Origin of the sequence: Amphibacillus sp. MSJ-3 (assembly GCF_018919165.1) — a bacterium.
Taxonomy (GTDB): domain Bacteria; phylum Bacillota; class Bacilli; order Bacillales; family Amphibacillaceae; genus Amphibacillus.
On sequence record NZ_JAHLQM010000017.1, the window covers coordinates 43,127 to 54,775 of the forward strand.

The window sequence follows — 11,649 nt, forward strand, 5'->3', positions numbered from 1 at the left end:
AGACTCTTTCTTTTTACACAATTATATGGACTTAGCCGCTTTATGCTCGAAAATCTCATTTTATGCTCGGAAGCCAATGTCTATGCTCGAAAATCCCATTTTATGCTCGGAAACAGATGCTCTATGCTCGAAAATCCCGTTTTATGCTCGGAAGCCGCTGCTCTATGCTCGAAAATCCCATTTTATGCTCGGAAGCTGGCTCTATGCTCGTAAATCCAATTTTATGCTCGAAAGCCGCTGCTCTATGCTTGGAAATCCCGTTTTATGCTCGGAAGTTGATGCTCTATGCTCGCAAATCCCATTCTATGCTCGAAAGCCGATGGGCTATGCTCGTAAATCCCACTCTATGCTCGGAAGCCAATGCTCTATGCTCACCGTCCGCATTTCACTGTGCTTCTAATTCAATATTAGTCAATTAAGTTTGATAAATCATAGGTGGTGTGGTTTGTTTGATTTACTTGTCTTATGTTTTCGCTTTTTAAGAGTCGGTTAGCGATGTGGCGTGATGTGATGTTTAGATGTGATCTGGCTTCTTTGTTTGTAATTGTGGGTCCGTAAATCAGGGCGTAGTCGGTGAGTGCTTGAATATGGGCGTTTTTGTCTGAAAAGTGACATTGTGGACATAGCCAAGTTCCGGATTGTCGGGTCATATCAAATGATTGGCAATTCGAGCATTGAATACCGGTTTTTATTAATGATTTTTCAATTTGATATTTATCAATAATCGAAGTTTTCCTTGGACAGTGCATTTGCTTTAATGTCATTGCCAGATCATTTAATTGTTGTTGGGGATAGATCATCTTTTGATGTTGTTTATGGAAGTCGCGAAGTCGAGTAGCCAGTTGTTCACTTGTGATTCGAGTGGGACAAGGTTTGGACAAGTTGAGAATAACATTCCGGTTTGTAAAGGCAACTAATGTGTGAATAGGTAGGGAAGAATAACCGATTTGAGCAAGGACCTTATTAAGCTTTAGTCGTTGTTCATTAACTTGACGAATGGGATCTTGATAGGGCTTCTCTACGTTTTCCCATATTTGAATCATTTGATTCGCCTGATTAAAATAAATGATTCCACGGAGATTTTTGACCTCAATAATGACAGCATACCTAGGTGTTAAGTACAAACAATCGATTTGAAAATAATGATTTGCTATAGGAAGTCGGCAGTTAAAAATGATATTAGCTTCTTGGTCATCAACTAGATCCAAATAATATAACAATGATTTTTCACCTGAATAACCTGATCGTTCCTTCCATAATTGTTGCTCAAGTGTGTGATAATCTGGGGACTTAGATGAAAGTCTAGGAATGAGGGCTTCTAATTGCTTTAATACATGATCCTTACGGGGCGGTAAAATTAACAATAAATCAACTCCTTAATCAAAAATTCTTATAAGCATTATACCACATTAACCACCACTATTTTACAAAAAACCTAACTGACCATGAATAATCTCATATCCCCCAACACAAACTATCGATTAAAAAAGGAGCTGAAAACAATGAAGCGAATCTATACAGTCAGTCTTTTTATCCTCATTATGATAACTATACTTACTCCAATTACCAAAGCTCATGCGAACAACCAGACCTATCGCCTCTTGCTTGAATTACATACATCAGCTTCAGAATTTGAACAGGAAGTAATTCGTGATTTTCCTAATGTCACTGTCTTAGAACGCTTTGATACTTTATTAAATGGAATTGCACTTGAAGGAAAAATGACCCAACTCGAACGCATTACCGAACATGAGGACATTAAGCAGGCTTATCCGATTATGACATATTCCGTAACGCCAGAGAAGCTCAAATTAATCGAGACATCAGATCTACCCTTACAAAAAAATGACGGGCAATTAAGCTATACCGGAAAAGGCATTAAAATTGGAGTGATTGATACAGGAATCGATTATACCCACCCAGATCTTGAGAAAAACTATCGAGGAGGCTATGACTTAGTTGATTTTGACGATGATCCGATGGAAACAACCCCCGAGCAAGGCATGCCAACAATTCACGGTACCCATGTAGCAGGAATTATCGCAGCTAATGGCGCCCATCAAGGAATTGCGCCAGATGCAGAGATTTACGGTTACCGAGCACTGGGACCGGGAGGAAGTGGAACATCGATCCAAGTGATCGCTGCCTTAGAAAAAGCAGTCGAAGATGGAATGGATATTATTAATCTTTCATTAGGAAACAACGTCAATGGCCCAGACTACCCGACAAGTATCGCAGTTAACCGCGCCATCGAACATGGCATCTCAGTAGTTATCGCAAACGGAAATTCAGGCCCAGACGATTGGACAGTTGGCTCACCGGCAACCGCGACAGATGCCATATCCGTAGGAGCCTCAACACAAGCCTATCAAGAACCATTTCTCATCGAACCGATTAAAAATAAAACAATTCCACTAGATCCAATTACAAATGCAATGGAATGGAATCTAAATCGAGACTATCCTATTATATCAGGCGTCTTAGGCACCGAACCCCTACCAGATGCAACAGGGAAAATCGTACTTTTTCAACGAGGTGAAATCCCCTTTCAAGAAAAAATTACCCAGGCCAAGAAGGCGAATGCCCAAGCAGTGCTGATCTATAATGATAGCGATGCTCCAATTGAAGCAGGAATAGAATCCACAATAGACATCCCAGCTGCATTTATCAAGCGCGAGGATGGAGAATGGTTACTCGCACAACTTCAGCATCAACCCAAGCTGTGGTTGAGCACGTCCTATCAGCATCATGATAACGATGTAGCCTCTTTTAGTTCACGAGGCCCTGTTACGTCTAATTGGCAAATAAAACCGGAAATTATTGCGCCAGGTGTGGACATTATTAGCACCGTGCCAGAAGGTTATGCAAGTTTACAAGGGACAAGCATGGCTGCACCCTATGTTGCTGGTGCGCTTGCTGTCTTAAAACAAGCACATCCAGATTGGACACCTGGACAATTGAAGGCCGCCTTACTAACACAAACAGATTTTCTACCAAATCAGGAACCCATTGACCAAGGCATGGGACAAGTGAATGTACAAGCTGCTCTTGATACACCAATTATTATAGAAAATTCATTATTAAATTTAGGTTGGATGGAAGATAAAATTGAACATCGAACACATCGATTAAAGTTAACAAACATATCCGATCAGCCTGTAAAGATTCAATTCAAACGACCACTGATTGAAACAGGGATAAGATGGACATTACCTAAAACAAAGACGATCGCACCAAATCAAACAAGTGAACTTGATCTTTCATTAACAGTCAGGCCAGACCAGCTAACAGACGGTATCCATCAGAATTATTTGGAAATGACTATAGATGAACAAATTTTTCAATTACCTTATTTATTTGTTAATCAAACAGCATCATTTCCCAAAGTAGCCGGATTTGAAATGGAACCTAGCTTAAAAGAAGAACAAATATATCATCTTCGCCTTCAACTAGCAGAAGCAAGCGAACGCGTCACAATTGATCTATATGATCCGGTAACTTTCACCTATTTAGGCCAAGTTTTTAATCAAGAACAACTCGAAGCAGGTCTACTAGAAGTCGACCTAGATTTATCAAAAATTGAACTGAAAGATTTTTATTTGATCAATGTAAGTATTGAAAAAGACCAGCAAACAGACTATTTTCAACAAATATTAAAACCATAAAACAAGATAAAAACGTAAATATTAAAGCCACAGACCACGATCAAATCGCTTGGTACCAACTTTTGTTATAAAAAAATACGATTGAGTAGATAATCAGATCAAAAAGTAGTATAATGCGAATAGTGTGGAGGTACCAAGATGGAAGATTATCAAAAAGCCGTTCAACGTCAACGGAAATGGCATTTAAATGTTTTGTTGATCGTGATCAGTGGTACATTAGTTACACTAGGAAATCGAACATGGCTTGGTTTATTACTAGGAAGTATAGCAAGTTATGCGAATTTATTACTATTACAGCGACAAGTAGACCAAATTGGCCAAGTCGCAATAGGAGAAAAAAAGCATGCTATGGCTGGAACAATTTTTAGAATTGGTTCAGCTCTTCTTGTTGTTTATTTAGCAAAATTCATCCCGCTAGAAGTTAATTTCTATTCTCTAGTGATTGGCCTTGTACTCAAGGATATCATCATTATGCTTGATGCATTTGTTCAAATCATGAAGAATAGAGCAACGAATTAGTGTATGGATTTGTGCTTGCTTGTGAAAAATGAGCAAGAGATGTTGAATTAGCAACATGTTGCTTCCTGTAATCTTAAGCAATTACTTGATATCGATATTCAGGTAACCTTAAGACCCTCACTTCAAGCATTCAATTAAAACTAAGAATGCCAAGTGGAGATTGAAGTAGGTACCGCTAAATGATTATTTAGTTTATCGCATGGTAAGTCCTTGCTTAAGCTTGTCAGGGTTAGGATAAGCCAAAGTCCCTTTGTTCGAGAGTTATCAAAGAAAAGGGGTGAATAAAATGGAACATGGAGCTCCAATTGTCGAGGAGTTTCTAGGTATCCCATGGTTAAGTTTTAATGCTTCGAATGTCTTAATGGTTATTGTTTCTTGCGTAATTGTTTTTGTATTTGCTGTTTTGGCAACAAGAAACCTAAAGATGAAGCCAACGGGTCTGCAAAACTTCATGGAATGGCTCGTGGACTTTGTCAAGGGTATTATTAACGATCCAATGGATTGGCGTACAGGGAAATTATTTCTACCGTTTGCATTAACTTTAATTACCTTTATTTTTGTTAGTAATACACTAGGCGTTATGATGATTGGGATATATGGAGGAGATACATGGTGGAAATCTCCAACAGCAGATGCCGGCGTTGCCTTAACGCTAGCGGGATTTGTAATTATAATGACCAATTATTATGGAGCTAAATTACGGGGTAGTAAAAAATATGCAAAAAGTTTCGCACAACCAGTGGGGTTTATTTTACCGTTTAACTTGGTTGAAGAATTCACGAATACGATGACTCTTGGTTTCCGGCTTTTTGGAAATATATTCGCTGGAGAAATTTTGTTAGGTTTAATTGCCCAAATGGCACTTATGTCGGGAGCATTTGTCTTCATTGCTTCACTAGTGCCGATGATATTATGGCAAGGTTTTAGTTTATTTATCGGAGCCATTCAAGCCTTTATTTTTACAACACTTTCAATGGTGTATATGTCACACAAAGTAAATGAAGAATAACAGAAAATTTAGGAGGAGATAACATGGAAGCACTAGCAGCAGCTATTGCCGTAGGTATTTCAGCACTTGGCGCTAGTTTGGCCAACAGTATTATTGTAAAGACTACTATCGAAGGGATTTCTCGTCAGCCTGAATTACGTGGTCCACTCCAAACAGTTATGTTTATAGGTATTGCCCTAGTTGAGGCGATTCCAATCCTAGCTGTTGTTGTTGCCTTTATGATTTTGTAATTAAACCAAGGATTCTAATGGTGGTTTAACAGGAAGGAGTGGAGAAGGTGAATCCCTTTGTATTAGGTGTTGCGGTTGGCGGCCTATATGTAGGAGATATAATCGTTACACTACTAAGCTTTAGTATTTTATTATTTCTTTTAAAACGTTTTGCTTGGGGACCATTAATTAAAATAATGGAAGAACGTGAGCAACATGTTGCCACAGAACTTGATTCAGCTGAGGAAAGTAGAAAACGTGCTGAAAAATCAGTCAAAGAAGCTGATGAAAGATTAGAAAAAGCCCGAGCAGAAGCTAAAGAAATTGTAATAAATGCTAAACAATCAGCAACAGGCTTAGAAGAAGAAATTATCAGAGAAGCCCGTTCAGTAGCTAAAAAGATGAAGCAAGATGCGGAAGAAGAGGTGGAAATTGAGCGCAAAGAAGTCCTTCAAGAAATGCAAGAAGAAGTTGCGCAAATCGCCTTCCAAATAGCAATGGATATCATTCAAAAAGAAATGAGTCCAGAGGATCAAAAACGTCTGATAAAAGAACGTCTCAATAATATAGGAGACGATTGGTCATGAGAAACAGGTTACAAGCTCGTCGTTATGCCGAAGCCCTCTATGAAATTGCTAGGGAAAACGGACGGGAAGAAGCCATCGGTGAAGAATTAAAAATCATTCAAGAAGTTTTCACTGCGGATTCTGAATTAGTTACCTTTTTACAGAACCCAACAAATTGGTTAAAACGGGCTCAGATCATCGAATCAGTTTTTAAGAGTTTTTCAACAGAAGTAGTTAAAACCTTACTCATAATGGTAGAACATCATGCTGAAGAAAATGTTGAACTTATGGTTGATCATTACCAGGTTCTTTTCAATCAGGATCGGCAAATAGCGACTGGGGAAATCTTCACAGTTGAACCCTTAGCGCAAGAAGAATTAGCAGATATTGAAATCAGGTTTGCCGAAAAATTTGGTTGCCAAAACCTAAAATTAAACAATGTAACTGATCCAAACGTACTTGGCGGTTTTAAAATCATCGTGAACCAACAACTATATGATGCATCTGTTCAAGGACGTATTCAACATATGAAACGTGATTTTGTTCCAATGAATAAAAGATGATAGGGGGGGACAATGACATGGACATAAAAGCAGAAGAATTAAGTGCGCTAATAAAGAAGCAAATTAAATATTATCAAAATGATGATCAAGTTCATGATATTGGAACCGTGATTGAAACGGGTGATGGAATTGCCCAAATCTATGGTTTAAATCAAGCCATGTTGGGAGAACTTATCGAGTTTTCAGATGGAACGATGGGATTAGTTCAAAGCTTGAAAGAAGATCAAGTCGGTGCCATCATCTTAGGGTCGCAACTTTCTATAGTCGAAGGGGATGAAGTTCGACGTACAGGTAAGATTATGGAAGTCCCTGTCGGCGAAGAATTAATCGGTCGAGTCGTTAATCCACTTGGTCAACCGATTGATGGACGTGGCCCAATTAAAACTAACAAAACACGTCCAATTGAAGCACCTGCTCCCGGTGTAATGGATAGAAGATCAATTTATGAACCACTTCAAACAGGAATAAAGGCGATTGATGCACTTGTTCCAATTGGTCGTGGCCAACGGGAATTAATTATTGGTGACCGTCAAACAGGGAAAACAACCGTTGCGGTCGACACAATTTTGAATCAAAAAGATCAAGATATGATTTGTATTTACGTCGCCATTGGTCAAAAGGATTCAACGATTAGATCAACTGTTGAAACATTTCGTAACTATGGCGCATCCGATTATACAATCGTTGTTAATGCTGGAGCCTCATCTCCTTCACCAATGCAATATCTAGCTCCGTATGCCGGAGTTGCTATGGGCGAAGAGTTCATGTATAACGGCAAGCATGTCTTAGTAATCTATGATGACCTATCTAAGCAAGCGGCGGCTTACCGTGAACTTTCTCTATTATTAAAACGCCCACCAGGACGGGAGGCTTTCCCAGGGGATGTATTTTATTTACATTCTCGTCTATTAGAGAGAGCAGCTAAATTAAATGATGAACTTGGTGGCGGATCATTAACAGCTTTACCTTTTGTTGAAACACAAGCAGGTGATATTTCTGCCTACATCCCAACAAACGTTATTTCGATCACTGATGGGCAAATTTTCCTACAGTCAGATCTATTTTATGCTGGGGTGCGACCTGCAATTAACCCAGGATTGTCAGTATCACGTGTTGGTGGGTCAGCACAAACTAAAGCAATGAAGAAAGTAGCAGGAACGTTACGACTAGATTTAGCTTCTTATCGCGAACTAGAGTCCTTTGCACAATTCGGATCAGATCTAGATCGCGCAACACTTACGAAATTAAATCGTGGTGAACGGACGATTGAAGTTTTAAAACAAGGCTTGCATCGCCCGATTCCAATGGAGAAACAAGTAATGATCATTTACGCATTAATCAATGGCTTCTTAGACGAGATCCCTGTTGAAGATATTATGCGTTTTGAAGCTGAGTTTTTCAATTACTTGGATGGTGCTTATTCAGAGTTACTCGCACAGATTAGTGAAACAAAAGATTTGGCTGAACCTGAAAAAATGGAAGAAGCGATTAAATCATTCTCAAAACAGTTTATTGTTTCTGCCTAAGAGAAGAGATATGATCTAAGCATTTTACGGAAAGAGAAAGCAAATAATCGTCATTCAGTAGATTTTTCTCGTGTGCGGATTGAATAGGAGCTGAATAATACGGATTCTTTATTAGTAAGCTTCCCAGATTAGTAAATATTCGATCTTTCCTAAAAGTTTATCGTAGATCTTTTACAACAGATAAGACATAGTAGGGTCGACAATAAGAACACTATGAAGAATTGACATTAGAAAAGTAGGATATGATTTCGATTCAGCGTTCGGTTTAAGGCATTATGCCTGAGTCGACCTACCTGTCAAGGCAGGATAAAATTGAACAACCTCAAAAAGGAGGATGAATGATGAGTCGTTCATTGAGAGACATACAACAACAAATTCAATCGACTGAAAAAACGAAGCAAATTACTAATGCGATGCACATGGTTGCTTCTTCTAAATTAGGAAAATCGGAAACAGCAAACGATGCTTTTATTCAATATGCTGAAAAGATTGACCAAATTGTTCATCATATCGTTGACAGTTATGATGATCACAAGCACCCGATTTTAATCCCGCGCAAAGTAAAGAAAACTGCGTATTTCGTCATTACTTCCGATCGGGGTTTAGCGGGTCCTTTCAATAGCCATGTGTTACGTCGTTTAGAAGAACTAATTGTCGAGCGCCATCAATCAAAGGAAGAGTACACCATTATTGTAATTGGGAAAATAGGGCGAGATTATTTTAAAAATCGTCAAATGCCTGTTTTACGAGCGGTAACAGATTTACCAGATCGCCCATATTTTAGTGACCTAGAAGACTTAACTTTTGAAACGGTTCAACATTTTATTGATGGGGAATTCGATCAATTAGAGCTAATTTATAATTATTTTGTCACTGCAATGAGTCAAGAAGTAAAGGTAAAGAAAGTCTTACCCTTAATTACTGAAGAAGAAGTGGCAGATATTCAAAAACCAAAGCACAGTGAGTTTATTTTTGAACCTAATGAAGAACAAATTTTGAATGCATTATTACCACAGTATGCAGAAAGTTTAATTTATGATGCATTTCTTGAAAGTAAAGCGAGCGAAAATGCATCGCGGATGAATGCAATGAGAAGTGCAACAGACAATGCCGATGAAATGATATCCGATTTGAGATTACAATATAATCGAGCTCGTCAGGCAAAAATAACCCAAGAACTAACTGAGATTATTAGTGGATCAAGTGCAAGTGAAGCTTAGGAAACGATCAACCATTGAGTAGTTAGAATTTGGTGAATTTGAAATAGGAGTACGAGGATACACATTAATCGGTATAGGAGGAATTTTCGATGAAGAAAGGATATGTCACACAAGTTGTCGGTCCTGTCATCGATGTCAAATTTAAGATCGATGAATTACCGAAGATCAACGATGCTCTAATGGTGACAACAGAAGATAATGAGATCACTCTTGAAGTTGTGTTACACTTAGGGGATCATAAAGTTAGAACAATTGCGATGTCCGCAACCGAAGGAATAAAACGGGGAGATGAAGTTACCAATACAGGTTCCCCGATCAAAGTCCCAGTTGGTGAAGCAACGCTTGGACGTATATTTAACGTGCTTGGCCAAGAAATTGATGGTCGACCACCAGTTGCAGAAGAAACAAAACGGTTACCAATTCACCGCCCAGCACCAGATTTCCGTAAACTATCAACAGAAACAGAGATCCTGGAGACAGGTATTAAAGTTGTTGATTTATTAGCTCCTTATATTAAAGGTGGAAAAATTGGTTTGTTTGGAGGAGCGGGTGTTGGTAAAACTGTTTTAATTCAGGAATTGATCAATAATATTGCCTCTGAACATGGGGGAATCTCGGTATTCGCCGGCGTAGGTGAACGTACACGGGAAGGTAACGATCTTTATTTTGAAATGGAAGAATCAGGTGTAATTAAGAAAACAGCGATGGTGTTTGGTCAAATGAATGAGCCGCCAGGAGCTAGAATGCGCGTTGCTCTGACTGGATTAACAATGGCCGAATATTTCCGTGATAAAGAACGACAAGATGTTTTATTATTTATCGATAATATCTTTCGTTTTACACAAGCAGGTTCTGAGGTTTCAGCATTATTAGGCCGTATGCCTTCAGCTGTTGGATATCAGCCAACTCTAGCATCAGAAATGGGACGTCTACAAGAACGAATTACATCGACAACTCAAGGTTCAGTTACATCTATACAGGCAATTTATGTGCCAGCGGATGACTATACAGACCCGGCACCAGCAACAACCTTTACCCATTTGGATGCGACAACAAGCCTTGACCGACGTTTATCTGAACAAGGTATTTATCCAGCTGTTGACCCATTGAACTCAAGTTCACGGGCACTTGATCCAAACGTCGTCGGCGAAGAACATTATAAAGTTGCTCGAGATGTTCAACAAGTTTTACAACGCTATCGAGAGCTACAGGATATTATCGCTATTTTAGGTATGGATGAATTATCAGACCAAGATAAAGTAACTGTAGCACGTGCACGTCGGATTCAGTTTTTCTTATCGCAAAACTTCCATGTTGCTGAGCAATTCACAGGGCAACCTGGTTCTTATGTACCCGTAAAAGAAACAATTCGTGGCTTTAAAGAAATTCTAGAGGGTAAATATGATGATTTACCAGAAGATGCTTTCCGCTTAGTGGGTACGATTGATGAAGTCGTTGAGAAAGCGATGAAAATGGCTGATTAGATTGGCGCTAGTAAGGAGGAAGGGTTAAATGACCAAAAAACTTACAGTAGAAGTCGTTACACCTGATGGTTTAATCGTTAAAGACGAATGTGATATGGTCGTTGTGCACTCGTTACAAGGCGAGTTAGGTATTCTACCAGGCCACGCATCTTTAATAGCACCATTAATCATTAGTTCTGCTCGATTAAAAAAGGATAAAGAATCAATGAGGGTGGCTATCGGTGGTGGTTTTGTAGAAGTTGATCAAGATCATGTTACCCTACTTGCTCAATCTGCAGAGACACCAGCTGCAATTGATGTTCAGCGCGCACAAAAGGCTAAAGAACGTGCTCAACGCCGAATTAAGCAAAAAAGAGATCAAATTGATTTTCAACGTGCCGAATTAGCATTAAAACGAGCAATCAATCGTTTAAATGTTGCGAGTGGACGCGATTAAGATAAAAATACTTTAACAAAGCTTTTAGCTATGTTAAAGTTTTTTTATAAATAAAATTTATTTCCAACAAGTGGTTGTATTCAATACATATGATCTGTTTCCGTAAAGCAGCCATAAACACAGTCAACTAATTTACTAAAGTAGGATAAGGTGAATTTTCACTCGGGTTGGGTTTTTCCAAGCTTTCACCGAGTATCATATGAACAGATCAAGCTTCTGTTGGCTGGCCATCCTTTACTGATCATCCGATGTTTTTCCTTGGATGATTGAAGTATCACTTTATCAGGAAATTCTACATCAAACGATAATATTTCCCGGGAAATCACAAAAATTCGTATTGTCAAAAGTTTCTTAGTAAACCTTGATTTTTGGTTGATTTCATGCCATTAAACATTAAAAAACTTGCCACCCCCTTAGATTTAGGGTATTAGTGAGGTAACCACACACACAAA

The 11,649-nt window shown here is 38.8% G+C and carries 11 protein-coding genes; 10 read left to right on the forward strand and 1 reads right to left on the reverse strand.

Going from position 1 to position 11,649, the window contains the following annotated elements:
• Positions 1-407: 407 nt before the first annotated feature.
• Positions 408-1,364: a nuclease-related domain-containing protein gene (locus tag KQI76_RS06770; protein WP_216399565.1), complete on the reverse strand. Its 957-nt coding sequence runs from the start codon at positions 1,362-1,364 to the stop codon at positions 408-410.
• Positions 1,365-1,502: 138 nt separating this feature from the next.
• On the opposite strand from KQI76_RS06770, the gene KQI76_RS06775 reads away from it, so the two are divergent.
• From KQI76_RS06775 to KQI76_RS06820, 10 genes are all read left to right on the forward strand, one after another.
• Complete coding sequence (locus KQI76_RS06775) at positions 1,503-3,665, forward strand: S8 family serine peptidase (protein WP_216399566.1); 2,163 nt, start codon at positions 1,503-1,505, stop codon at positions 3,663-3,665.
• Positions 3,666-3,803: 138 nt separating this feature from the next.
• Complete coding sequence (locus tag KQI76_RS06780) at positions 3,804-4,184, forward strand: ATP synthase subunit I (RefSeq protein WP_216399567.1); 381 nt, start codon at positions 3,804-3,806, stop codon at positions 4,182-4,184.
• A gap of 286 nt (positions 4,185-4,470) precedes the next feature.
• Positions 4,471-5,193 (forward strand): F0F1 ATP synthase subunit A, encoded by a 723-nt coding sequence (gene atpB / locus KQI76_RS06785; RefSeq protein ID WP_216399568.1) that lies wholly within the window; start codon positions 4,471-4,473, stop codon positions 5,191-5,193.
• Between the two features lie 23 nt (positions 5,194-5,216).
• Positions 5,217-5,423, forward strand: coding sequence for a F0F1 ATP synthase subunit C (atpE, locus tag KQI76_RS06790; protein ID WP_216399569.1), 207 nt, complete (start codon positions 5,217-5,219; stop codon positions 5,421-5,423).
• Between the two features lie 47 nt (positions 5,424-5,470).
• The gene (gene atpF / locus KQI76_RS06795; RefSeq protein WP_216399570.1) at positions 5,471-5,989 is read left to right on the forward strand and encodes a F0F1 ATP synthase subunit B; all 519 of its coding nucleotides are present in this window, start codon (positions 5,471-5,473) and stop codon (positions 5,987-5,989) included.
• Positions 5,986-6,531: a F0F1 ATP synthase subunit delta gene (locus tag KQI76_RS06800; protein ID WP_216399571.1), complete on the forward strand. Its 546-nt coding sequence runs from the start codon at positions 5,986-5,988 to the stop codon at positions 6,529-6,531. The genes atpF and KQI76_RS06800 overlap by 4 nt, the downstream gene beginning before the upstream one ends.
• A 17-nt stretch (positions 6,532-6,548) precedes the next feature.
• Positions 6,549-8,057: a F0F1 ATP synthase subunit alpha gene (gene atpA / locus KQI76_RS06805; RefSeq protein ID WP_216399572.1), complete on the forward strand. Its 1,509-nt coding sequence runs from the start codon at positions 6,549-6,551 to the stop codon at positions 8,055-8,057.
• Positions 8,058-8,398: 341 nt separating this feature from the next.
• Positions 8,399-9,277, forward strand: a complete 879-nt coding sequence (gene atpG, locus KQI76_RS06810; protein ID WP_216399573.1) for an ATP synthase F1 subunit gamma — start codon at positions 8,399-8,401, stop codon at positions 9,275-9,277.
• A gap of 89 nt (positions 9,278-9,366) precedes the next feature.
• Complete coding sequence (gene atpD / locus KQI76_RS06815) at positions 9,367-10,761, forward strand: F0F1 ATP synthase subunit beta (protein ID WP_216399574.1); 1,395 nt, start codon at positions 9,367-9,369, stop codon at positions 10,759-10,761.
• Positions 10,762-10,789: 28 nt separating this feature from the next.
• Positions 10,790-11,197, forward strand: a complete 408-nt coding sequence (locus KQI76_RS06820) for a F0F1 ATP synthase subunit epsilon (RefSeq protein WP_216399575.1) — start codon at positions 10,790-10,792, stop codon at positions 11,195-11,197.
• Positions 11,198-11,649: the final 452 nt, after the last annotated feature.

Bases quoted from the DNA above. Each gene is read 5' to 3' on its own strand.
- atpA (WP_216399572.1), top strand. From the start codon at position 6,549: ATGGACATAAAAGCAGAAGAATTAAGTGCGCTAATAAAGAAGCAAATT.
- atpD (WP_216399574.1), top strand. From the start codon at position 9,367: ATGAAGAAAGGATATGTCACACAAGTTGTCGGTCCTGTCATCGATGTC.
- KQI76_RS06820 (WP_216399575.1), top strand. From the start codon at position 10,790: ATGACCAAAAAACTTACAGTAGAAGTCGTTACACCTGATGGTTTAATC.
- KQI76_RS06800 (WP_216399571.1), top strand. From the start codon at position 5,986: ATGAGAAACAGGTTACAAGCTCGTCGTTATGCCGAAGCCCTCTATGAA.
- atpE (WP_216399569.1), top strand. From the start codon at position 5,217: ATGGAAGCACTAGCAGCAGCTATTGCCGTAGGTATTTCAGCACTTGGC.
- KQI76_RS06780 (WP_216399567.1), top strand. From the start codon at position 3,804: ATGGAAGATTATCAAAAAGCCGTTCAACGTCAACGGAAATGGCATTTA.
- atpG (WP_216399573.1), top strand. From the start codon at position 8,399: ATGAGTCGTTCATTGAGAGACATACAACAACAAATTCAATCGACTGAA.
- KQI76_RS06775 (WP_216399566.1), top strand. From the start codon at position 1,503: ATGAAGCGAATCTATACAGTCAGTCTTTTTATCCTCATTATGATAACT.
- atpB (WP_216399568.1), top strand. From the start codon at position 4,471: ATGGAACATGGAGCTCCAATTGTCGAGGAGTTTCTAGGTATCCCATGG.